Origin of the sequence: Treponema saccharophilum DSM 2985, from assembly GCF_000255555.1 — a bacterium.
Classification (GTDB): domain Bacteria; phylum Spirochaetota; class Spirochaetia; order Treponematales; family Treponemataceae; genus Treponema_D; species Treponema_D saccharophilum.
Genome location: NZ_AGRW01000045.1, coordinates 73,146 through 96,622 on the forward strand (window position 1 = coordinate 73,146; position 23,477 = coordinate 96,622).

The following is a 23,477-nucleotide window of genomic DNA, read 5'->3' on the forward strand; positions in this document are numbered from 1 at the left end:
CGAAAAATCATTCGCATATCGAAAATTTGTTCTTGCCGCTGTTCTTCGAGTTGTAGAGCATCAAGTCCGCCTTCCCGTACAGCTCCTCGAAATTCCGCCCGTCATAAGGATAGAGCGAGATTCCGATGCTCGACGTTATCCGCACGCTGCTCTTCCCGTCCGAATACACCTCGTCGATGAACTTGCAGAGCGCGGCAGCCTTCTTGCCGATTATGCCGCGCCACTGCTGCTTGCCTAAAGCGGGCAACTTCATGAAAACCGCGAATTCGTCGCCGCCAATCCTGCCGACAAAATCGTTCTCGCTGAAAACGGTGCAGATTTTCTGCGACACCGACGAGATGACATGGTCGCCGACGATATGCCCGAGCGTGTCGTTCACTTTCTTGAAATTGTCGAGGTCGATTATGTAGAACGCGTAGCAGCATTCGTTTTTCGAGTAGTAAAGCTCCCGCGTGACGTAATTCGTGAACGCGCCCTTGTTCAGAAGGCCGGACAACGTATCGCGCTCGGCTTTTTTCTTGAGGATTTCTTCCTTCATTACGTCGTCCTCCACGTTGACGAAATTCCCCACGAACCGTATCGGCTCGCCGTCCTCGTTGCGGATGACCGTCCCCGTCATTTTGTACCAATAGTAATTCCCGTCCGCGCACATAATCCGCATCTCGCGCATAATCGACTGCTTTCTGCTTTCGTAAATCGATTTCAGCTCGCTGACGACAGAACGGTCGTTCTCGTGCAGAATCCTGCAGAGGATGCGCAGAATCTCGTCGTGGGAATACGACTCCCGCGCGGACGGCGATATGAAGCTTGCGTTTCCGTTCAGCTCGATGCGGCCTTTGAGGAAGTCGTAGTCGAAGACGATTGTCTGCGTCTGCGTCGTGACAATCCTGAACCGGTCGTTCGCCATCTCGACGATGGAATTCTGCCTGATGAGATTCAGTATCGCGAGGAACAGCAGGACGAACGCGAAGCTCAGCATGAGGACAACGATGAGGAGGTTCAGCGAAAGCGTCTTGCTCTGGGCGTGGATGACTTCCTGCGAGATGATGATTGCGTAATACCATCCGTTCATGTTCACCGGCGTCAGGATTGCGAGGCGCTCCCGCGAGCCGCTCTGGTACGGAATCGTGAACGTCTTCCCGCCTATGATGTCGAGCTTCACGTCAACGAGGGATTTCTCTCCGTCTATTCCCCATGAAGTCCCGAGGTCGTAGAAATTGAGGATTCTGTCCGTGACGAGCGACGAGCCGGATGAGCGCGCGAGAATCGTCCCGTCGCCAGAAAGGAGGAGGCTCGTGCTCGTCTGCTGGAAACCGACCGCCTCGATGAGCTCTCCGAGCGCGGAGAGCGGAAACTGCCCGTACATGATGCCTTTCGTCTCGCCGCCGCTGATTATCGGGACGGAGATTGTCAAAAAATCGCCGTCGTCGCCTCCGTACTGGACGGAATCCGATATCGTAGAAAGCCCCTCCATCGCGCGGCTGAAAAAAGGCGTCTTGGAAAAATCGCCGAGCACATTCCGCCCGGAATCAATCATGCGCCCGTCCTTCATTATGACGGTGACCTTGCTGAAATTCCCGAAAACCTTCATGCGCGACATATTGTCCATCACGACGCTGGAATCCTCCATATCGATATCGCTCCATGCGCGGGCGGCAAGTTCGAGGAATTCGACGTAGCTCGACAATTTCGTCTGGAAAGCAGCCGCCTGGGAACGGGCGTTCGTCTCGAGGTAGAAAGATGTCGTCGATTCAATCATCGCGTCCGTGTTCGCGGAAAACCAAATGAACGAACCGAGCAGTATAATCACCGTAAAAATGACGGCCAGCACAGTCGGCAGAAGAAACACATTTTTTTTCATTCTTTTCCCATGAATCCGCCGCATAGGGAATACGGCAGATTGCGCAAAAGCCGCTCAAACAAAAGCGGAACGGAGTTTTCATACGGCGGCCGGACGCAACGGCTTCGGGCAGCCATATTTATTATTGTCGGCAGAAAAAAGAAATATCCTTGACTTCATCTTGATAAAGATGGCGGCAAACGAAAGAAAAATTCAAGAAACGGACTGCGGCATTACGAAAGGTATGCCTCCAAGCTGCCTGAGCGGAGCAGAAGCCCGTTCATTGCCATGCAGGAACTGGTAAACTCGGCTTTGCCCGATGACCGATTTTTTTCTGGTTAAAACTACAGCAAACCTGTCCGGAAACTTCAGCTTCCGAGCAGGCCGAATATCCCGCCGAAAAAGCGGGATATTCTCTCGACAGATTCCCGATGCTTCTCAGCGCGTTCCGAGGAGAGCACCGACATCCGCGGTCACGGACGACGAAATCATGTCAGACAGGAGCGGGTATGATTTTCTCCGCGCGGTGTCAAGCTCATACGAGACGGTCTTCTTCTCGACGGCAAGGTTTTTCGCGTAGACTGATTTTCCGCCTTTCAAGCGGATGTCAAGCTCAAGCGACGGATAAATGGCGACGGGCTCGTTCCCGACGGCGTTGTCCGAGATTGACGCGCGCGCGACATATGAGGCGTCGGCCTCTTTTTTCACGACCCGAAAGCCGCTTTCGGAAAGCGATTTCGACAAAGATGCCACGATTATTCCGGCATGGTCCCCGTCAACGGTGACGAAAACGGAAAGCCCGTTCCGAACTTCCGCCTGAAGCGCGGGAATTCCGTCGTATTTGCGTTTGTCGTCGTCATATACGGAAGCTTTTTGAAGGTTGACGAGACGCGCGAACGCAAGCTCGTTTATGAAATCCGAGCCGCCGCTTCTCGCCTCTCCAAGCCTGCGGCACCTCGCAAGCGGCTCATCCTCCGAAAGCGCGTCATTGTACAGCGAGAGGAATTTCGTGCGGGCGCCCTCGACGGCAGGAACGACCTGCTCCCACGCCTTGTCCCTCGAAACGTAGGCGGCGCACTTCCATTTCTTCTCCGCCTTGTCGAAATACGGCTCCGTGTACTCAAGTCCGCTCAACTCCACGTTCGAAGTCACCGAAAGCGAGCGGTCAATCGATTTCGTCGATTCGGTGGAATTCCCGCTCTGCGTCATCGACTGCGAAGCGTTCGTCTGCGACTGGATGGTCGAGCGCAAATAGCGCGCCAGCTCCGACGCCGCGTCGTTCTTCGCCTCCTCGCGGGAAGTTCCCCTTCCAAGCCCAGAAAGATACGTGCTTTCCGGATACGCGCCCCTCAAATCCGACGCCCATTGCGGTGCGGGAACATCGTTACTCGCGCACGACGCGAGCAAAAATCCTGCCGCCCACACTGACAATGCTTTTCTGATTATGCCCATGAAAATCCTCCGTTTTTTCTTTCTAATAATGCCCGATGCGACTGATGCACCAGCAAAAGCAAGTGTATTTTACCTTTATCGGCGAAAATGTAACAGATGCGCGAAAACGGAACGCCCGAAAACAAAACTTATTTTGCGAAATCATTTGATGGATTCTCAGTGGCGAACGCAGTTTCTAGCGGGACTTTTTCAAATCCTCCAAGTCCGCGCTCCAGGACGAAAAAGCGGCGGCGTTCCATTTTTTGCCTTTGTAGGTTTCGTCGATTCGGAATTCATAGACATTCGTGAAGGCTCCTTTTTCTGTTATGTCGCGCAAATCCAGAATCTGCTCGCCTGTGCGGTCCAAAAGCGAGACTTCCTTCGTCTTTCCGTTCGCCATGTTGGTCACGGTCAGCTTTTTGAGCCGTCCGTAATCCAATTCGCTCTCTTTCTCAAAATATCCGTTTTCAATTCTTATGATGCCGGAGACTGGACGATTGCATTTTAAGACAAGCGTCGTTCCAATCGGAGAGCCGTCGATGATGAAGCCGAATCCGCCGCCGTCGTCGATGACCTCTTCCTCGCGAATCTCGTCCGCATACTCGCGCACTTCGCCCGTATATTTTATCGTGTAAAATGTACCTGGCGGAATTTTCGCCGATTCTTCGTCGCCCTCGCGTCTTCTGATTTCTTTTCGGTCTATGCGCTTGATTCCGATTCGTCCGTCTTGAAAGAAGTTTCCCTCACGAAAATGGAACCAATTGGAATCTTCGCGCGTTTTTCCGCTCTCGTAGTAGTAGCTTGAAATCCGCTCGATTCTGTCGATTTGCGTCCAGGCGCTTATCGCCGCATCGAGCATACCTCCCGTTTTTGCAATGTCCGTTCCGATTACGCCGTCCATTCCCATGAAACCGTCGTCAAGATGAATCGCATACCGCAGGGAAATGTGCTTCAAAATGTCCTTTCCGTTTTCAAAAAGAAATTCCCTCGCCGCAGTAATGTCTTTTTGAAGCTTTTCCACCTGTCTATTGAATTCGAAATCGAATTCCTTGTCTTTTGAAAATTTATAGTCCCCGCCGTACTGTCCCGACGCGACGATAAAATCTTTCTGAATCCTTTTCCAAAATCCAGAAGGCGGAAGGTAGATGTGAATCGTGGCGTAGAGTTTTTCCAGGCAAATCTCCGCAATCTCCTCTTCGCTCATCTCGCTGAATTTCTTTGGAAGCAAAATCGCGTCAGGCTCCGCCGTCACAAGAAAGTTGTCGGTGAACGGAAGGTCTTTCGGCCGGTTCTTCCAAATCTCGTAAAGCGCGTTTTGAACTTTCGGCAGGACAAAATACGCCCAGGCCGCGTCCTTCACGCTGTCCTTCGTGACGGTGACCCTGTATCCCAAACCGCATTTTCCAGCCGACTCCTGTGGTTCCACGAATCCGTCGAAAATGTAGTGCATGATTAGCGCGAGCTGCCCTCCGTAATACTGCGGAACAGCCTTTTCTCCGTAGCATTTTTCCTTGAAGAAACTGCCCGGACTATGCCAATAGCGGTATGTTTCCATGTCGAACGGAACTCCCCGCACATTTTCCACATACACGAAAGGGATTCCGTATCTTTGCTCAAGCGTTTCGAGCGCGTTTTCTTTTGCCGTCTCCGCCGACTTCACATTGCCGACTCTCATGCACGACGAAAACGCAAAACATGATGCAAGAAAAAGAATTGCACGGATTTTCATGGTTCCTATACTAATATCGTTTAGAGCGGTTTGCAACGAATGTGCTGACAAGGAATCTAGCATTTAATTTTCTATTCCGACGAATAAAAACGAATACGTGTTAAAATTGAATGTCGGGCCGATGCAAAACTGCAAAACTCGGCATTCAACCTAATTTGAAAAACGATTTTGGAGCAGAAAGTTATTATGGAAGAAACAAGTTTTACAAAAGAGGATGCACAAAAGCTCCTTGCAGAAAATCCGCGCTGTGTGGTAATCCCTGAGGGTGTTACGAGCTTTATGAGCTACCCTTTTGCCGACAATGCGTCGATTGAAGAGATACATCTTCCAAAGAGCATAACGTCTATTGAGATGGCGTTTAAGAACAACGAGAATCTCACGGTGATTGAATATTCTGGCACGCTTGTCGAGTGGGAAAAGATAATCAACATATATGCAATGCTTGAAACGAGTGCGAAGAGCGTGAAATGCGCCGACGGAGAATGGGAAGTGCCGACTCTGCACATCACCACCAACTACAGCAAAAGCAGAGTGCTCCAAAAGTGCGCAAGGTTCGCCGAAAGCGTGGTTATCCCCGACGACGTTGAGGAAATCTGCGGAAATGCGTTCTCCGGCTGCAAAAAGATAAAGTCGCTTACGATTCCCGAAAGCGTCAAAACAATCAGAGGTGCGAACTATGGCGGGCATTTTGCCTTTGACAGAATGGAGAGCCTTGAGGAGATTGAGATTCCCGCGACAGTTGAATCGTTTGAAGCCAAGTTCTGCGGCTGCACTTCGCTCAAAACGGTCAGAATGAAGTTCACGCAAAAGGAGCTTGGTTCGCACACGTTCCACGATAATATAAAGATTGGAGTCGACAAGACAAACACAGTCTGGCGTGATATTCGACAAGAACTCTCCTGCCCTGCTCTTGAGACGGTAGAACTTCCGATTGTGGAAACGATAAACAAGTGCTTGAAAGGCTTGCCTGCTCTTAAAACGGTGATTTTCCCCGATGAGCTTGGAAGTCTTGACCCGCTGGATATTCTGACGATTCCAGAAAGTGCGGAAATCCTTGTGGGCGAGAACGCAAAAATCGCAAAGACCTACATCGAGAAAGACGGAAAAACAACAGCCGAAATCATCTATGTCAAAAAGACTGGTAGGCTTTTGGCAGTGAGAACGAAAGAAACGAAGCTCGCTTTGCCCGATTGCATAAAGCAGATTGAGCCGAACTGTTTCCCGCCGTGCGTGATTGAGCTTGAGATGCCGAAATCGCTCAAGAAAATCAAGCTGCCGAAAAAAGACAGATGGAACGATTACGAGATAGACATCACATGCTCGAAAAACCTGCTTGCTTTCCTTGAAAACTACGACATCAACAGTTCTGACGCGGTGAAAGAGAAGCTCAAAAAAGAGAAAATCGCAACTGTGGCGGCGGTTGGTGCGGGCGGTTTGGCGATGAGTGCGCTTGACGGGCTGGACGTGGAAACAAAGGCAGTTACAAAACCGCGCGTTGGCTCGACGATTAGTGTGAAGCTCCCGTATGAATACAAAATCGAGTTCTTTTATCCGAAAAAGCAAAAGACTGAAGAGCAAGAGGCTCTTACGGCTCTGTTTGCGGCACTCACGGCGGAGCACGACGAGGCGACAGAAAGCAAGCTCGAATATCTTGAGAACATTTGGAACGTCGGCAATAAAAACAAAGAGATTTTGAAAGCAGAACTCACAAAAGCAGACTTTGACGACGCAACGATACAAGTTTTGCTTGAGAAAAAGCTCGAAGGCACTGACGTGAAAGCGACGGTTGAAAACCACATCGTAAAGTTGGTGGCACAAGACCGCTTTGTTGTTGTCTGCAAGGCAGAGTATCCAAAATACGCATACAGCCCGTTCAGAATCGATTCTGATTTTGAGATGCTGAAAAATTCCGCAGAGAAAATCGCCGCTGCAAAATCGCTAGAAGAAGTGCAAGCCGAAGTCAAATGGCTGGAAGCATTTGCAATCGATACGCAGAACTGGAAAAAGGGAGAATAAAAAAATGGAATATACGAAACTTGATGTTGAGAAGATTGTCGCGAACAATCCGAGCATAACAGAAATCGTCGTGCCGGAGGGAGTTACGGAGATTGGCGAGGGAGCTTTTTATGACGCAAAAAACACGCTTGAAAAGGTGGTCTTGCCAGAATCGTTGGTGAAAATCGGGAAGCAGGCATTTGCATTTTGCCAAAAGCTCACGGCGATTGACTTGCCTGCTCATCTTACTGAAATCGCTGAAAATGCATTTCAAGAGTGTGGCTTGAAGAGCATTGTCTGTCCAAAGGGCTTGAAGAAGATTGACAGCTATGCATTCGGACAGTGCAAGAGTTTGGAGAGCGTGGAGCTGAACGACTCCGTGGTGAAAATCGGGAAGCAGGCATTTGCGCATTGCGAAAAGCTCACAGCGATAGATTTGCCGGGTAATCTTGTTGAAATCGATGACCGTGCATTTCAAGAGTGCGGCTTGAAGAGCCTTGTCTGTCCAAAGGACTTGAAGAAGATTGACAGCTATGCATTCGGACATTGCAAGAGTTTGGAGAGCGTGGAGCTGAACGAGGAAATTGAAAGCATAAAAGACGCGTTCCCATTCTGTTCGGCTCTCAAAGAAATCAAGCTGCCAGAATCTTTGGCGAACGGTGATTTCAGCTTTTCGAGCTGTACGGCGTTGGAAAAGGTCGAATTGCCGAAAGCTTTGACAGAGATACCGAATTCTGCCTTCAGTCATTGTTCATCGCTCAAAAAAATCGAGATTCCTGCGGGCGTGAAAAAAATCAATTCTGGTGCTTTTGGTTCTGCGGCATTGGAAAGCATTGAGCTTCCTAGTGGGCTTGAGGAAATTGGCGAGATGGCATTTTTCAAGTGCAATCTCACGGCTATTGAACTGCCACAGTCGCTGAAGAAAATCGAGAGCAGTGCATTTTCGGGGAACAACATCGAAAGCGTGGTGTTCCCGTCTGGCATAGAAGAGGTGGATGGATTTGACTGCACTCCGCTAAAGAGCGTGGAAATCCCCGACGGCGTTTCTGAAATCGGAAGATTTGCATTCGCATCCTGCAAGAACTTGGAGAGCGTGAAACTTCCGAAAGAGCTTGTATATAAGGAAGAAAAATACATCGGCTGGCAAAATAAAGAAGAAACGCGGATTGTTGGCGGTATCGGGGACTCGGCGTTTTCTGGCTGCGAGAAGCTGACTTCCATTGAGTTGCCTGAAAATCTCGACATGATTCAAAGCAATACATTCGAGGGTTGTGCGTCTCTAAAGTCTATAAAAATCCCTGCAAGCGTGAAAGCAATATACGGAAAAGCGTTCAAAGGCTGCACTGCACTCGAAGAGATAGAAATCCCTGCGACTGTGGAAAAAGCAAGCAACGAAATCTTCTTGGATTCCGGCGTGAAAAAAATCAGATGGCTTTCAAAAGCTGAAATCATGACAGGTGCGCTGAAGGATATGGGGAACTTGGAGGAAGCTGAACTCAACGGAGCGACAATCGAGAAGTTTGCATTTGCTGGCAACGGCAGACCAAGCAAAGACTGCCCACTCAAAAAACTCACCATCGGCAAAGACACAGAGAAAATCGAAGATAGTGCATTTGCGTATTTGGACAAACTATCAGAAATCAGCGTGGACGCAGAGAACAAGAAATACGCTTTTGATTCTGGCTGTTTGTATGCAAAAAGCACGAAGCGGCTTATCCGTGCTGTTCCTGTGGGCGAGAAAGACGGGAAGCCGCTCTATCAGATTACCGACAAAGTAAAGGCAATCGGAGCAAATGCGTTCCCGAAAAGTGTGGAGAACGCCGTCGTTGAGTTCTTGGGCAAAATCGAGAAAGTGAGCGACAAGGCTGTTGACGGTTTCAGCAAATCTAGCTGGAAAAAGGAGTTTACTCCAGACGGCGCGACGGGCGGAGCTAGAACCGTGTACGATGCAATGAACTTCGTCAAGGCAAAGGAAGCCAAAATCGAAGCCGTGAAGAAAGCGAGCGCGGACGCTTTGGTGCAAGTAGCTTTGTCTGATTGGCAATACGGATACGACGAATGTGATGGCTACTCCCCTGCTCGCAAAGTCTACCGCGTGAAGTTGCCGTTTGGTGCGTCGTTTATCGTGAATATGAAGATGAAGCCGACTCAAAAAGACGCGCAGACCGTGTTCGACGCAATCAACAGCCTAAAGCCGATTTCGACAGACGAGTTTGTTTTGTTTGAAAAGCTACGAGAGTTGAGCGAACAGAGTGAAATGAGCCTGAAACCGCCAGCCAGCGGAAACGGAAAGTATCTGATTGAGTTCAGCGGGGACAGAAACAGCTACAACGACAGCAAAAACACGTTTGTTTCGTCGGAGGGCGTGCCAAGCGATAGTTTTATTGAAAAGGACATTGAATCTTTCTTTGCAGGCACAAAACTGGAGTATCAGCTATTGCTCAAGGCAGAAAAAGACAGCAACGGAAATGCGAAAATGCCGTCAGTGCAAATCGCCATCAAAAAAGGCGACAAAATCGTTGTGTTTAAATTCCGAGAATGGAAAATCTTTGCCCGCGGAAAAGACGACAATGGCAATGTAAGAAACTACCTTGATATTCGCCACGGCTTGCAGAATATCATCGCGCTTGTGCAGAAAACCGACGGCGACGATATTGCAGCGGCTCTTGCACTTGATAAAGATATACAGCGAATAGCAAAGCCTTTTGTGTTTAGTGTTTAGTTAAAATAATTGCCACACGGATTCCGAATTACTAACGTAATTCGTTTTGCAAAAACGACGTTAGTCGTTTCAAATCCGTGTGGCAATTTTAAGCAGACTAAGCCTGCCTTACAAAACAGGTTGTGTCTGTCTTACAAAACAGCCTTTGGCTAAAAACCTCTCCCCCACCCTCTCCTACCAGGCGGCGGACAAATCCGCTTTTTAAGATGAAATAAAATATAAGCTGTATACAATGGGCACATGAAAACATCTATTCGATTCTCTATCGTCAAGAAAATGACGATTGGCATTACGGTGCTCACGCTTTCTTTCATCATTGCACTCGGAACAATCATTTATGCACGCGTCCACGCGCTCAACAACGAACAGTTCTACGAAAAGCTCAATCAGTCGCTCAACCTTATGGACGTCACGATGCGGAACTATTTTGAGAGCATCGCAACGTCGGTCAAGCTTTTTTCCGAAACGAATTTGATAAAAGAGGACAACGACAACATCAAATCGTATGTCGGCATGACGGACGCGAGCGGAAAAATCGCGATGACCCCGCTTGAGAACGGAGAATACGAGGCGGGAGTGTACCGGCTGGCGCGCGCATTCGTGAACAACAAGCCGGAGCTTTTGGGCATGAGCCTGGCGCTGGAAAGCAACGGAGCATTCACGCGCTATCCTGAAGTCGCGCGCACGAACAATTACGACAGCCGGACGCGCTCATGGTACGCGGACGCAGTGAAGGCAAACGGAAAGGTGCATTTCTCGAAGGCGTACACCACAAGCGCGGGCGAGACGGTCGTCGTCGCAAGCCGGACAGTGAAAACAGAAGGCGGGAAGATTCGCGGAGTTGTCACGACGGACGCCGATTTGTCGAATTTGAAAGATTTGTTCCGCTCGATTTCGGGAAGCGACTACAAGAAGACTTCGATAATTTTGTGCGACGCGGACGGCTCGATTCTTGTGGACACAATCCACTCGGCGAATCTGTTCAAAAACATCAGGGAAGTCGGAATCAAGGGCTTGGCGCAGTTCAGGAACGGCCAGGAGATTTCATTCCGAGAGAGAATCGAGGGGCACGGCTGCGAAATCCGCACAATCGCGTCGAAGAACGGCGTCATTCCGCTCAATTATGTCGTAGTCGTGCCGGATGTCGAATCAAAAAAGAGCAACAAGGCGATTGTCAGGGCGTTGCTTTTGTTCCTTGCGATTGCGATTGCGACAAGCATAATTTCCTCGGGCATTTTCGGTCGAAAAATCGCAAGCCCGCTCCTCAAAGTCACGGGAATCCTCAAGAACATCTCGGAAGGCGACGGGGATTTGACGCAGCGGCTTCCGAAACTGTCGAAGGACGAAATCGGGGAGCTTTCCGAATATTTCAACGCCGTGATGAAAAAGCTTTCGATATCGATTTCCTCGGTAAAGGTTGAATCGGAGACGATGCACGACATCGGGAAGAACCTTGCCGAGAACGTGAACGAAACGGCGAGCGCGACAACGGAGATTTCCGCGAACATCGAGAACATGCGCTCACAGGTGGAATCGCAGGCGGCAGGCGTCGAGGAGACGACGGCGACGATGAAAAGCATCGTCGAGGGAATCAGGAGACTCAACACCGACATCGATTCCCAGAGCGAAAGCGTTGACAATTCTTCAAGTGCGATTGACCAGCTCGTGTCGAACATCAGGAGCGTTACCGCCATCCTCGAAAAGAATTCGGAAACGGTGGAAAAGCTCACGAATTCGGCAGAAAAAGGCAGGACGCTCATCGCGGAAACCGTGGACTTGACGCAGAAAATCAGCGAGGATTCAAAAGGGCTCATGGACGCGACGAAAATCATCCAGAACATCGCGTCGCAGACGAACCTGCTCGCAATGAACGCGGCAATCGAGGCGGCCCATGCGGGAGAGACAGGCAAAGGATTCGCGGTCGTCTCGGACGAAATCAGGAAGCTCGCCGAAGACTCAAGCGCGCAGGGAAAGCACATTTCTGACGTTCTCTCAAAGCTCGGCCAGCTCATCGCGACGGTCGCGAAGAGCGCGGAAAGCATCCAGCACCAGTTCGCGATTATCTTCACGAACACGCAGGCGGTCAGCACGCAGGAAGAGGTCATCAAAAGCGCGATGGAAGAGCAGAGCGCGGGAAGCCAGCAGGTTCTGGATGCGATGAGACAAATCACGGCGCACACGGCGAACGTCAAGACGGAAGCGGCTGCGATGAACGAAGGCAGCACGCAGATTCTCGACGAGATGTCGAAGCTCGCATCCCTCACCGCCGAAATCAACAGCGGAATGAACGAGATGACGGCCGGTGTCGTCGAAATCAACACGACGATGCAGGAAATAAACCAGAAATCGGCGGAAACGAGCGGCAGCATCTCAAAAGTTGCCGAAGTCCTGGGAACGTTCAAAGTCTGACAGGTCAGATTTCGGAGACGGCACGAGCAGGTCGTTGCGCGGAGCCGAAGCATGGATTCCGAAACGAGTTCGGAATGGCACTTTTTTATGTGCTGTCAGGAAACTCCGGAAGCCAACCGAATCTTGCGCCCTCTCCGAGAAAATTGTTCCGTAAATCGGCAGGCGGGCGGCTTTTTTTTGCGGGATTGTCTATAAAAAGAGATTCCTATTTATGGTAGAATCCCCGCATTTCGTTTTAGGAGTCTAAAAAATGAACTTTCTCAAAAAAGTTTTTGGAGTGCCGCTTGTCCTTCGGATTGCAATCGGTCTTGTTCTTGGCATCGTGCTTGGGCTTTTGTTTCCGCAGGCGTCATTCATCGGAGTTCTCGGAACCTTGTTCATCGGTGCCTTGAAGGGCGTCGCTCCGATTCTCGTTCTTCTTCTCGTGATAAGCTCTCTTTCCGTTGCCGGCAAGAACCTCGGAAAACGATTCACAATGGTCATCGCCCTCTACATCGCTTCGACCTTGATAGCGGCTCTTATTGCTGTTCTTGCGAGCTATATGTTCCCGGTTACAGTGGTCCTGGCCTCCACCGAGGAGATGTCCGCACCCGGCTCTTTGAGCGATGTGTTCTCGAATCTTCTGACGAACATGGTCATGAATCCTGTCGCCTGCGTAATGAACGCGAACTATGTCGGAATCCTCTTCTGGGCGATTTTGACGGGTCTTTCAATCAGAAAATTCACCGACGATTCTACGAAAACCGTTCTTAAAGATATTTCCACGGCCGTTTCCGTGACGATTTCGTGGATTATCCAGACGGCTCCGTTCGGCATTCTCGGCATCGCGTTTACGACCGTAAGCGACAAGGGACTCATGGTCTTCACGTCTTACGGAAAGCTCATCGTCCTTCTTGTCGGGTGCATGCTTTTTCAGGCGTTGGTCATCAACCCGCTCATCGTCGCCGTCAGTCTCAAGAAAAATCCGTATCCGCTCGTCTTCAGATGCCTCCGTGAATCCGCGGTTACGGCCTTCTTCACCCGAAGCTCCGCGGCGAACATTCCAATCAACATGGCTTTGTGCGAGAAACTCGGCCTCCACAAGGATTTCTATTCCGTTTCGATTCCGCTCGGCGCGACAATCAACATGGACGGAGCCGCAATCACGATTACGGTGATGTCGCTTGCCGCCGCCAAATCGCTCGGAATCGAGGTGCACATTCTCCACGCGCTCATCCTTTCGATTGTGGCGACTCTCGGAGCGTGCGGCGCGTCCGGTGTCGCCGGCGGCTCCCTCCTCCTCATTCCGATGGCGTGCTCGATGCTCGGCGTTCCGCAGGACATCGCGATGCAGATGGTGAGCATCGGATTCATGATTGGAATCATCCAGGATTCGCTGGAGACCGCCTTGAATTCTTCAAGCGACGTCTTGATTACAGCAACAGCCGATTTTGCCCAGAAAAACAAAAATCTTTCGGCAGAGGCTAATGCTTAAACTGTGAATTTTTTATACCCGCCATGCTGAAAAATCGGAATGGCGGGTATTTTTTCGCATTCTATTTGTAGCGTGCCGCCTCGCTTTCGAAATCAAAATCGATGTCGTCCAGAATTTCGTCAAGAGACTTTTCGAGCGCATTGTGTTTTTTGTCGAAATGCAGGTTGTTCGTCGTGACGAAACCCGAAGAGTCGATTATCAGATACGCTTTTTTTATGTTCTCCTGTTTTTCGGTAACAGGATTGTAGCCATCATATTTCTGCACATATTTGTCGAATTCAGACTCCGACAAGGCGTTTTCCTCGGCGAACGGTGTCGTGGGAAGCATCTGCAAAATCTTGAACCGTTTCGGCCGGACGTCATCAAGAAGCCGCTTTATGTCCTCGTTGAAATTCAATTTCGACGCGACGACATTTATTTTGAGCGTTATGCCGCACTCCTTTATGCACCTGCAAATAGCAACGAGCCTTCCGTAATCGAAAACCCTTCCGCCCACGCCTTCGCACCGGCCGAGAATTCTGTTCGTTCCGTCGTTCAGAGAATCGATGCTGAGCCCAATCATCGTAAGTTTTCCGGCATTTTCGCGGACGAATTCCTCTGTCAGAAGAATTCCGTTCGTTATAAGCGAAGCCTTTATTCCTTTCGAGACGACAGCGTCGATTATTTTTTGCAAGTCTTTGCTTGTAGTCGGCTCTCCGCCCGCAATGTTCACGCGCCCATCCGTTATCCCGTGTTTTTCGAAATAACCGGCAATGTTTTCGATGATTTTCTGAATATCGTCGAACGAAAGACAGTTCTTGTCTTTTTTGGCGTAGCAGCAGCGGCAGTTGAAATTGCAGAAATCCGTAAAATGCAAATTGAAAATCTTGTTCATCATGCGCTCCTTAGTTTCTTGAAATCGCAAATGACGGCAGAAAAAATCCGCGCGAATTCCTCGCATTCGGCAAGCGTGTTTTCTTTGCACAGAGAAATCCTCATCGTTTCCCGCGCGCTTTTTTCCGAGCCGGTCATCGAATAAATCACGTGCGAGAACGCGTTTTCGTTGTTCAGGCAGGCAGAGCCGCCGGAAACGCAAACTCCCTTGAAGTCGAGTTCCGAAATCAGATTTTCGCTGTCAAAATCGGGAATCGTGACGCTCAGAATATGCGGAATCGAACAACCTGCGCCGTTGAAAACCGCGTCCGGAACAATTTTTTTGATTTCTCGCTTGAGAAAATCTTTCATCTGCTGGATTTCCGCGAGCTTCATGTCGGAAACAATTTTTTTGACTGCCAAAGAGAACGCATAAAGACCCGAAACATTTTCCGTTCCGCCTCGTATTGCATTTTCTTGTCCGCCACCAAAAATGATTGGAGACAAGGAAACTGACGGACGCAATAGAAGGCATCCGATACCTTTCGGCCCGCCGATTTTGTGCGCGGTAATCGTAATCAGGTCGAACTGCTCCCACTCAACGTCAACATGCCCGATTGCCTGAACTGCATCCGTGTGGACGGCAATTCCGTTTTCATGCGCGATTTTTACGATTTCGCGCCAGTTTTTCTGAATGATGCCCGTCTCGTTGTTCACGAAGCTGAATGAAAGCAATACGGTGTCATCGCGGATTGCCGAGCGGAATTCATCGATATCGATTTGCCCGTTTGAATCGACATTCAGAAAAGTCGCGTCAAAGCCGTTTTCCAAAAGATATTCGGCAGGCTCAAGAATCGACTTGTGCTCGGTTTTGACCGTGATAAAATGCCCTTTTTTGTGGGTGGCCAGAAAGCCGAAAAGCGCAAGGTTGTTGCTCTCGGTCGCACCGCTCGTTGCAATCAGCTTCCAGCTCGGAAGACCGAGTGAAGAAAGTATGTCGTTTCGGCTTTTTTCAAGCAGTTTTTTTGCTTTCTCGCCGGCAGAATGTTCGCTTGACGGATTTCCCCAACTGTTTTTCATCGAGTTCATCATCGCTTCAAGGATTTCGCCGTCCATTTTTGTTGTCGCAGCATTGTCAAAATAAATCATATTTTCCAAACCTTTTTCTCGCATGTTCCAGACACCGAAGTGTCGATTTCATAAATCTCGCCTTCGCTGAAGCGGTTTTCGTCGATTCCGACAAGCGCGGGAATTCCCTTTTCGCGCAGAAGAACGGAAAGATGGCAGAGAAGCGAGCCTTCCTTGAACAGAAAGCCCGCGCAGTTTTTTCCGAGCCGGTTTTTCAGGGCAATATCCGGCACATCGCACAAATAAATTTCCTTTCTGCCGGTCTCGCCGTTATCGACAAAAGAATCCTTGAAATGCGAATCGAGCGATGAATCAAGGCTCTGCCGCTCAAGCCTCACGAGAACACCCTTTCCGCTTCCCCGTGAAATGACGCCGTTCAGAATGTCATCTTCCTGGACGTTCGCGGATTTCTGCTCGTCGGTGACATCGATGAGATACGGGATGATTTTTCCGCCCTTTTTCAGGATGCCAATCTCAAGATTCAAAGACTTTTCTTTCGTGAGATAACTGGAGAACGCACTGATGACAGAAGAAATCTCGGAATCGGTCAGGCTGATTTTCTCACCGCATTTCTGCTCGATTCTGCAGCCTTCGATAAGGCGTATGCATTTTTCCTGAACAATCTCGTTTCGGTTCAAGACTGTTTTGTTTTCATCTATTATATAGCGGCTCATCGGAAAAATTCCCTTCGCAACGAAATGCCCGCGTGCAATCTCCAAAATAAAATTATCGCCATTGCGCCGCACTATTCCCGTGTAAAGAGGATCAAAAATCTCCTGGATTATCATCGTGCAAATCCAGGAATTGTCCTTCACTTTTTCATACAGCGCTTTGAGCGTAGCAAAAACGTTGCCGTGCTCCGGGAACGTGCGGATTCCGTAGCGGTTGCAGGCGATTGCGTTTGAGACATTCTGCTTTTCACCGGCAAACGAGCGGAGAATTTTTGAATCGGTAAGTTTCGGAAGAATGACGACGACATTGTATCCCGTGCAAAATTCGCTTCGTTCAAGTTCAGTTTTCTCTATCGGAAACTCATCCGTCAGGCAGTTCACGCACACCGCAAAAGCGGGCGAAACCATAACGCCGCGTTTTTCGGCAGCCAGGCGCATCGCGATTTTGTCGAGCGATTTTATTTTTTTGTTTCCGCCAATCTCCGAAACGGAAACTTTTTTGACGCAGTTCTCGTTGAAAAGGATTCCCGTTGCAGGGCGGCACTGCAGAAAATACAGTTTTCCGCTGCCTTTTTCCACGGCGAATTCCATATCGAGCGGCTTCCCGAATTTCGTTTCCGATAAAATGCCGATTTCGCACACTTCTTTCAGCCAGTCTTCATTTATTTCCCCGATTTTCTCTTTTTCGACAATCCGATTTTCGCCCTTGTCGGTTCCAGAAACGAGAGCCTCTCCGATTCCGTGCCTGAAATTGACTACGCATTCTTTTTTTGAATATGTCAGCGGATTCGACGTGAAAAGCACGCCTGAAATTTCAGCGTCAACCATCTCCTGAAAAACGACGCCCATTTTCTCGCCAGAACGGCTTCCGCTGTGAACGACTTCCCGAACGGCGCCCAAAACCGAATCTTTGTCAAAATCAACGTTGAGTTTCGTTTTGTAATTGCCCGCCTTGCTTTCTTCCGCGCCGTCCTCGGTTATTCCCGAAGAGCGAACGGCGATTCTGTTTTTGCTGAAAGCCGCATTTTCGATAAGCGCGGAAACTGTGGAATTTGCATAACTCTCGAAATCGCTGGAATTTTCACTTGGAAAAACGCGCGCAAAATACGTTTTTGGAACTTTGATTTTGTTGTCGAAAAGCCATTTCAGTCCAAACGCCTTGCCACCGAACTCTTCCTGCGTTATTTCGGATTCAGAACCAAGAATATTATTTTCCATCAGCAATTCTCCCACACAAATCGTGCTCTTTTATGTAATCCGCCACCGAAGAAGGGACGAGGTTCTCCCAATTTCCGCCTTCCGCAATCGTTTTCCTCAAAAGGCTTCCGCTTATCGGCTTTTGTTCCGGCGTGCGCTCCCACATCACTTCGACATTCACCCCCAAATCCGAAAGCGTCTTGAATTTGTCGCGCCCCCAGTCATCGTAAATCGTCATGAAGAACACGGCGTCTTTCGGCACGAAGTTGAAAAGCAAATCCGGGGTTTCAATCGGAAACGGCACGATAGTAAATTCGCTTTCGCATATTCCCTCGCCCAAAAGTGCCGCCCGAATCATCTCAAGCCGTTCGAAGAATGTGAACGGATTTGCGGTGGAATCGAGCCTGTGCGTGTCGATTCTGCTGATTCGCTCGTCTTTCGTGTTTCCCGTGTAGTTCGTGATTCCGATTATCAGCCGCTCGCACCGCTTTTTCCCTTCGAGCAGGTATTCAAGATGCCCGTTGTGCAATCCCTGAAAACGCCCGTGAATGACGCCTATTTTATGTTTTTCTCTCACATGCTCCTCCTAAAGAAAACGTACAAATCCCCCGCGTTTTTGCCAAAATTTCCCCATCATGACATCGCCCGGCAGATTTCCGTGACGACATTCAGACCGGCGCGCTTGTCGCTTCCGGACACGCTGACCGAAACCGAGCGGTAGCCGCTTCCGTTCGGAACCTGCAATATCGCGTGGTTTCTTTTTCGGCTGACCGAAATCCCGAGTTTCTGCAGCTCCGATTCGATTCGGGACGTCATGTGCTTGTAGCCTGTGAAAATGCGTTTGAGTTCTGCTCGAAAATCATTCCTTGTCATGTGTGCCTCCTTCTGGATTGCCTGCAAACCGAAAAAATCCGGCAGATTGCAGGCAAAAAATACGTTTTTTGATTCAAAACGGATGGCTCGTCAAATGCCAACCGTTTTCTTCGGGACATTCGTAGACGGAAAGATGGACTCCCGCCTTTGCGCGGATTCCCGCCATTTTTTCCGCTTCTGCCCTCGTCGGGTATGCGTCCTTTGCATTCCCGTTTACGTCACTGCACGAGCATCGCGTGGTCAGTTTTTGAACGAAAAATTCCCTCGGTTTGAGATGAAATTTCCCGCATTTTGGGCATTGGTAGGGAGCAAAATCGCAGCCGATTCTTTCCCTTTCGTAGTCCGCGCTCGACTGTGCTTCATCAACCGTGTCGTATTCGGTGAGCGGATTCCCGCTTTTAGAAAAGCAAGTCGAACTTTTTCTTGGTGGCGAAAAATACATGCGAAACCTCCTAGTCTTACAAATCCGGATTCTGATAATCAAGGCCGCGCGAATGCCAATACTCCTCATTGTTCGGGTTGTTCTGGTTTGCGTAGTCGTCCAGCTGCTCCTGTGTGTAGTCGTAATCTTTTCTGAGCATGAATGCCTCCTTATGATAAACAAGCCGCAATCCGCCGGAATGTTGACGGATTTGCCGAGAAAAAAAAGAGAAGTTTACTTTTTTCTGTTCGGGTTCAGCTGCTTTCCGCGGTTGCCATGATTCTGGTCGCACTGACGGTTCGTTCCCGCCGTGCCTTTGTTTGCGTTCTGCATGTTCGCGGCATTGTTCGCGGGGGTGATTGGTTTTGTGTTCTTGTTTGGCATTGTTGAGCTTCAAATTCTTGGTTTTCTTGTTGAAGGAAAAAAACAAAAAGAAATGATTTTGATTAATGAAGAAACTGGCAATCCTTACACAAAAAGCTATATCAGTAAGCTTGTAAAAAAGATTCGTGCAAGAATGTCAGAACTGCTGGAATCATAATAAAAAACTAAGCTTCTCGTTTACGAATTCTAAAATCGCCCTATATTTAATTTTGTGATGACTATTTATCTTTTATGTCGAAATCTTGAAATGCTTGTGGATTGGAAGCGGGGAGTAAAATATGTTGGAAACAAACGAAAAATATTTAAGTCAGGAAGAGCTTGACGGTATACTGTCAGAAACACATGATTATGTCCCATCACAGAAAGAGCTTGATACAAAAGTTCTGTATGATGACTACTATGTTTACCTTATAGGTAGCTTGCTTATGACTATTCTAATGGCTTCTACAGGTCAGAATACAGATAAAAAGTACGGGCACGAAAAGCCTATGTCCTTCAAGATGTCATTTATTGCCGAAGCTCGTGATGATATCAATAACATTAATTCTATCAAAGGTCGTCCTGTAAAGAAAAATCCGAATCTTCGTGACCTTAACATGGGTGATTATAATGCAGACATAGATTCAATTCACCACAAATTGAAATTATTAAAAAGAACAGGCGGTTGTGCGGATTTTATGAAACCTTTTTTTAAGGAATTCGTGGAGCTTTATAAGTGCCTCCCGAAACCGATTTTACTGTAACCTGTTTTACTACAAAAGCAGAGGAAGAAGATGATTGATTTTAGTTTTCATTTTACAGAATCAACAGAAGAAGAAAAACAGATTTTAGATTCAGAAATAAAAAGCCAAGCCCCATCAAACACATGCATCCGTTATTTCACCGGCAGACGCTGGAATAACTGTGGAGTTGCGGCGGTTGATGTGAAAGGAAATGTTTGTGCCATTTTGAAAGTGAAAATGCAGAATGACATTTCTACTGAATTTTCTGATGTATATTTTTTTTATGAATATCTTATTTATTATCTTTTTAATTTTGCAAAAAGAGTTGAATGGAAAAAAGTAGAGCCCAATCTTCAGGAGGACTTTCTTAAACTAATTGCCTATTTTGACAGGAAAGTTGCAGGAGAAGGGAGAGTGCGAACTGTTTATAAGGCGGATGTAATAAAAGATTCAGATGACATTATTTATTATGTAGAGCAGCAAAAGAAAGTTTTCATCAAACGTCTTAATAAACCAAGAAAAGAAAAGTCTGAGCCTCTTATGCTTCCCAGGAGTGAAACAGGTCTTCCTGTAGATATATCTGATGTAGAGGCATGGTCTACGGCAGAATGGGGACAAATGGAATATATTGTCCTTTCAAAGGGTGACGAAACTTATTGCATATTTCCAGAAAATAAAGACCAACAAACTGACGAAAAGCACGAAATGGAAAGAATTTGGAACTTTTTTGGTGATGATTTTGAAGATACCTGTTTTACGAAGGAAGAAATCGAAGCTGTACGAGAATGGATGAAGATGCAACTGAAAGATAAAAACAGTACCTTAAGTCGCTATTTTGCTCAACGTCGTGCCGAAGATGAGAAACATCACAAAGAGTTATTTTCTCGTATTCAGGAAAATACAGCCAGACAGAAGGAAAATCTTATACAATTAAAATCAAAACTATAGAATTTGTATTCTACAGGCTTACTCTGCTTCAAAAAATTAGGAGGGAAATGATATAAATTTTGTGCAGCTTGTTCCGTGTCTTGGCGACGCAAAAGGCAGAATTGTAAAACTGCCAGATTCCTTTATATTCCGTTGCTTGTGTTATGAATATTGGAAAACGCTGAAAATGTTTTTGCCAGAGTTCAAGAAAAAAGCAGAAAACGTCATGCACAGCGGAAATTTCGACATTACGCCGCTCGTCGCTTTTATTGTTGTTTCCAAAATGGAGATTCAGGAAACGGGGATGTTCAAAAAGAAGTCGGGGAATTTTTCAGAGATAGACGAAATAATCCATCTTTTTCTCGATTGCGGTGCGGACATGAAGGAACCTACAAAAATCGGAAGTTCGGAATTGTGGCGTATGTGAAGTGTGCCAAACGCCCTCCCACCCAGCAAAGATTCCACCCCGCATTTCAAATCTCCGCCAGACAAAAAATGCGCGGAACTGAGCTGCCATGTTCCGCGGGCACTTGTGAGGCCGAAGCAAACTCAGAACGAAAAAGGTTCTCCGAGAGATTCGCGTTCGGAAATGTAGTCGCGGCAGGGTTTCGCGAACAGTTTGTCCTCGTGCGCGATGTGCGTGAAAATCCATTCATGCAGGAAGCGCACGAACTGAATCGCGTCCGTTATCGAAAGTTCGGAGAACGATTTGACGGTCTCGACGACTTTTTTTGTGAACATCTCGTGCGAGCGCTTGTGTTCGGCAAGGGCGGGGAATCCCGCGGCTTTCATAAGGGTTTCCTCGTCGCGGAAATGGACGAGAACATAGTCGGCGCATTCCTTGAGCGCGCCCTTCATCGATTCGTGCCAGTCAGATGACGAGTCGGCGCGCGTCTCCATTATTTTTTTGTAGAGACCGTCGCACAACTCGACAAGTTTTTTGTGCTGCGAGTCGATTTTCTCTATTCCCATCTCGAATTTCGAGTCCCATTCCACGAATTTCTTCTCTTTCCGTATGTCGTCAAGCGAAATGCCTTTCGAGACGCTGTACAAAACCATAAAAGCCCCCGTTCCGGAAGCGAAAACGGCTTCCGGACAAATCTACTATACTTCAACTTTCGCTCCGAGACCATCCCAAAAAAAGCCCCGCGCGGATTGCAGCTTTTCCGGCGAGGCATTATTGAAACAGCATTGAAAAACCCGTGAAATGTTTCACGGGAAAGCACTTATTCCCGGGCAGATTTCTTTTCGGAAAGCTTCTCCGAAATCTCGGCGATTTTGGAATCCGTCAGGGTGAACCGGCTCCGGAAAAGAAGGAGACCCGCGGCAAGAACGAAAATCGGAACGAGCGTCATCACCATGCGGAGCGCCATTTTCGACGACGCGGGAACGCCGGCCGCAAAATCGATTCCCGACTCGGCGATGCAGGAACCGCCCGCCTGCTTGAAATTCAGCACGGAAAGAGCTATCGACGCGACGAACGCGGAAATTCCCGAGGCGAGCTTCACCACGAACGTCTGCATCGAGAAAATCACGCTCTCGTCCCTGCGGTTGTTCTTCAGCTCGCCGTAATCGACGGTGTTCGCAAGGAAAACCGTGATTATGACGTTGTTCACGCCCGCAGACGCCATGACGATGACGCCGGGCACGAGGAGCGGGACGATGTTCGACACGCCGATAGTCGCGAGCGCAAGAAGCGCGACGTACCCGATGATGCTCATGAATATGCTGACGTAGAAAATCCGGATGTTGTTCAGTTTGAGGACGCCGCGAAGGAAAGGATAGAGAATCATCATCGCGAGAATCTGCGTTCCGCCGCCGACCATGTTGAAAAGCGCGTACCCGTTGTGCCAGGACGTTCCGCCTATGTCGTACTTGAAGAAATAGATGACGAGGTTCGACGTTATGTAGAGCGCGATGTTTATGACGACAATCGTGAGGACTACGGTCATCGCCTGGTCGTTCTGGACGAGCGCGCGGAACATCTCGCCGACAGATGCCGTTTTCATGTCCACGGACGATTTTTCCCTGACGAAAACGCACATCACTATCGTAAAGACGACGAAGAGAACTGCGACCGCGAGCGTGAAGTACCTGAACCCGTTCAGCTCAATCCACTGCTTTTCAGGAAAGCGCATCGAAAGCCCGGCAGGAACGGCGCCGCCGAAAATCTTTCCGAGAACAGGAACGGCGACCATCGTCAGTATCGAGATAATCGCGGAACCGACTCCCGCGCAGCTCCTTGCCAAAGTCGTCAGACCTTCACGCTCGCTTCCGCCGTTCGTGAACGCGGGAATCATCGACCAGTAGGGAATGTCCATCATCGTGTAGGTGACGCCCCACACGATGTACGTGACGGCGGCATATGCGACAAGACCGCGCGCGTCAAGCGACGGCGGAGCCGCGAACATGAGGAAAAGGACGACGGCATTCGTCAGCGTCCCGACAAGAAGCCACGGACGGAATTTTCCCCAGCGCGTCCTTGTTTTCGCCACGACGACGCCCATTATCGGATCGTTGAACGCGTCGAAAACACGCGCCACAAGAAGGATGACGCCCATCGCGGCGGCGCTCACTCCGAGGATATCCTCGAAATAGTAGAGGACGTAGCTCGCGGAAAGCATATAGACCATATCCTTACCGACGGCGCCAAGACCATACGATATCTTCTCTTTCAGACCCAACATTTTGTAATCCTCCTT

General features: G+C 48.8%; 20 protein-coding genes. 7 read left to right on the forward strand and 13 right to left on the reverse strand.

The genetic code is table 11. The features are described 5' to 3' along the window. Nucleotides 1-7 precede the first annotated feature (7 nt). The 3 genes from TRESADRAFT_RS06865 to TRESADRAFT_RS06875 all read right to left on the reverse strand — a co-directional run bounded on the left by TRESADRAFT_RS06865 (nucleotide 8) and on the right by TRESADRAFT_RS06875 (nucleotide 5,000). The gene (locus tag TRESADRAFT_RS06865) at nucleotides 8-1,861 is read right to left on the reverse strand and encodes a sensor domain-containing diguanylate cyclase (RefSeq protein ID WP_002704148.1); all 1,854 of its coding nucleotides are present in this window, start codon (nucleotides 1,859-1,861) and stop codon (nucleotides 8-10) included. 417 nt (nucleotides 1,862-2,278) lie between these two features. After that, the gene (locus TRESADRAFT_RS06870) at nucleotides 2,279-3,292 is read right to left on the reverse strand and encodes an LPP20 family lipoprotein (RefSeq protein ID WP_002704150.1); all 1,014 of its coding nucleotides are present in this window, start codon (nucleotides 3,290-3,292) and stop codon (nucleotides 2,279-2,281) included. 175 nt (nucleotides 3,293-3,467) lie between these two features. After that, nucleotides 3,468-5,000 (reverse strand): NADase-type glycan-binding domain-containing protein, encoded by a 1,533-nt coding sequence (locus TRESADRAFT_RS06875; RefSeq protein ID WP_040842475.1) that lies wholly within the window; start codon nucleotides 4,998-5,000, stop codon nucleotides 3,468-3,470. Between the two features lie 186 nt (nucleotides 5,001-5,186). Between TRESADRAFT_RS06875 and TRESADRAFT_RS06880 the strand changes: the two genes are divergently transcribed. The 4 genes from TRESADRAFT_RS06880 to sstT all read left to right on the forward strand — a co-directional run bounded on the left by TRESADRAFT_RS06880 (nucleotide 5,187) and on the right by sstT (nucleotide 13,600). After that, nucleotides 5,187-7,016: a leucine-rich repeat domain-containing protein gene (locus TRESADRAFT_RS06880; protein ID WP_002704154.1), complete on the forward strand. Its 1,830-nt coding sequence runs from the start codon at nucleotides 5,187-5,189 to the stop codon at nucleotides 7,014-7,016. 4 nt (nucleotides 7,017-7,020) lie between these two features. Continuing rightward, nucleotides 7,021-9,717: a leucine-rich repeat domain-containing protein gene (locus TRESADRAFT_RS06885; protein WP_002704156.1), complete on the forward strand. Its 2,697-nt coding sequence runs from the start codon at nucleotides 7,021-7,023 to the stop codon at nucleotides 9,715-9,717. A 240-nt stretch (nucleotides 9,718-9,957) separates the two neighbouring features. Then, nucleotides 9,958-12,126, forward strand: coding sequence for a methyl-accepting chemotaxis protein (locus tag TRESADRAFT_RS15095; protein WP_002704158.1), 2,169 nt, complete (start codon nucleotides 9,958-9,960; stop codon nucleotides 12,124-12,126). A gap of 250 nt (nucleotides 12,127-12,376) precedes the next feature. Beyond that, nucleotides 12,377-13,600, forward strand: a complete 1,224-nt coding sequence (sstT, locus tag TRESADRAFT_RS06895) for a serine/threonine transporter SstT (protein ID WP_002704160.1) — start codon at nucleotides 12,377-12,379, stop codon at nucleotides 13,598-13,600. A gap of 61 nt (nucleotides 13,601-13,661) precedes the next feature. Here sstT and TRESADRAFT_RS06900 read toward each other — a convergent pair whose 3' ends face one another. The 8 genes from TRESADRAFT_RS06900 to TRESADRAFT_RS16390 form a co-directional block, all read right to left on the reverse strand. Beyond that, complete coding sequence (locus TRESADRAFT_RS06900) at nucleotides 13,662-14,474, reverse strand: viperin family antiviral radical SAM protein (RefSeq protein WP_002704162.1); 813 nt, start codon at nucleotides 14,472-14,474, stop codon at nucleotides 13,662-13,664. Continuing rightward, nucleotides 14,474-15,601 (reverse strand): cysteine desulfurase family protein, encoded by a 1,128-nt coding sequence (locus tag TRESADRAFT_RS06905; RefSeq protein WP_002704164.1) that lies wholly within the window; start codon nucleotides 15,599-15,601, stop codon nucleotides 14,474-14,476. Before TRESADRAFT_RS06905 ends, TRESADRAFT_RS06900 begins: the two co-directional genes overlap by 1 nt. Next, entirely contained in the window at nucleotides 15,598-17,469 is a 1,872-nt protein-coding gene (locus TRESADRAFT_RS06910; RefSeq protein ID WP_002704168.1) for a PEP/pyruvate-binding domain-containing protein, read from the reverse strand. The genes TRESADRAFT_RS06905 and TRESADRAFT_RS06910 overlap by 4 nt, the downstream gene beginning before the upstream one ends. Beyond that, entirely contained in the window at nucleotides 17,459-18,025 is a 567-nt protein-coding gene (locus TRESADRAFT_RS06915; RefSeq protein WP_002704171.1) for an adenylyltransferase/cytidyltransferase family protein, read from the reverse strand. The genes TRESADRAFT_RS06910 and TRESADRAFT_RS06915 overlap by 11 nt, the downstream gene beginning before the upstream one ends. 56 nt (nucleotides 18,026-18,081) lie before the next feature. Next, nucleotides 18,082-18,321: a hypothetical protein gene (locus TRESADRAFT_RS06920; protein ID WP_002704173.1), complete on the reverse strand. Its 240-nt coding sequence runs from the start codon at nucleotides 18,319-18,321 to the stop codon at nucleotides 18,082-18,084. A gap of 73 nt (nucleotides 18,322-18,394) precedes the next feature. Next, a complete protein-coding gene (locus TRESADRAFT_RS06925; protein WP_002704176.1) occupies nucleotides 18,395-18,763 on the reverse strand; it encodes a hypothetical protein in 369 nt (122 codons plus the stop codon). A gap of 16 nt (nucleotides 18,764-18,779) precedes the next feature. Continuing rightward, a complete protein-coding gene (locus tag TRESADRAFT_RS16690; protein ID WP_002704178.1) occupies nucleotides 18,780-18,902 on the reverse strand; it encodes a hypothetical protein in 123 nt (40 codons plus the stop codon). Between the two features lie 74 nt (nucleotides 18,903-18,976). Then, the gene (locus TRESADRAFT_RS16390) at nucleotides 18,977-19,126 is read right to left on the reverse strand and encodes a hypothetical protein (RefSeq protein WP_002704180.1); all 150 of its coding nucleotides are present in this window, start codon (nucleotides 19,124-19,126) and stop codon (nucleotides 18,977-18,979) included. Between the two features lie 278 nt (nucleotides 19,127-19,404). On the opposite strand from TRESADRAFT_RS16390, the gene TRESADRAFT_RS06930 reads away from it, so the two are divergent. The 3 genes from TRESADRAFT_RS06930 (at nucleotide 19,405) to TRESADRAFT_RS06940 (ending at nucleotide 21,202) form a co-directional block, all read left to right on the forward strand. Next, nucleotides 19,405-19,869 (forward strand): hypothetical protein, encoded by a 465-nt coding sequence (locus tag TRESADRAFT_RS06930; RefSeq protein ID WP_002704181.1) that lies wholly within the window; start codon nucleotides 19,405-19,407, stop codon nucleotides 19,867-19,869. Nucleotides 19,870-19,899: 30 nt separating this feature from the next. Further along, entirely contained in the window at nucleotides 19,900-20,796 is an 897-nt protein-coding gene (locus tag TRESADRAFT_RS06935; protein ID WP_002704182.1) for a hypothetical protein, read from the forward strand. 166 nt (nucleotides 20,797-20,962) lie between these two features. After that, complete coding sequence (locus tag TRESADRAFT_RS06940) at nucleotides 20,963-21,202, forward strand: hypothetical protein (RefSeq protein WP_002704183.1); 240 nt, start codon at nucleotides 20,963-20,965, stop codon at nucleotides 21,200-21,202. A 122-nt stretch (nucleotides 21,203-21,324) separates the two neighbouring features. Here the strand turns inward: TRESADRAFT_RS06940 and TRESADRAFT_RS06945 are convergent, their stop codons facing one another. Together TRESADRAFT_RS06945 and TRESADRAFT_RS06950 are read right to left on the reverse strand one after the other, a co-directional pair. Next, a complete protein-coding gene (locus tag TRESADRAFT_RS06945; RefSeq protein WP_002704187.1) occupies nucleotides 21,325-21,834 on the reverse strand; it encodes a bacteriohemerythrin in 510 nt (169 codons plus the stop codon). A 167-nt stretch (nucleotides 21,835-22,001) separates the two neighbouring features. Then, on the reverse strand, nucleotides 22,002-23,462 hold the full coding sequence (locus tag TRESADRAFT_RS06950) for a glycoside-pentoside-hexuronide (GPH):cation symporter (RefSeq protein ID WP_002704188.1): 1,461 nt from the start codon (nucleotides 23,460-23,462) through the stop codon (nucleotides 22,002-22,004). Between the last annotated feature and the right edge of the window lie 15 nt (nucleotides 23,463-23,477).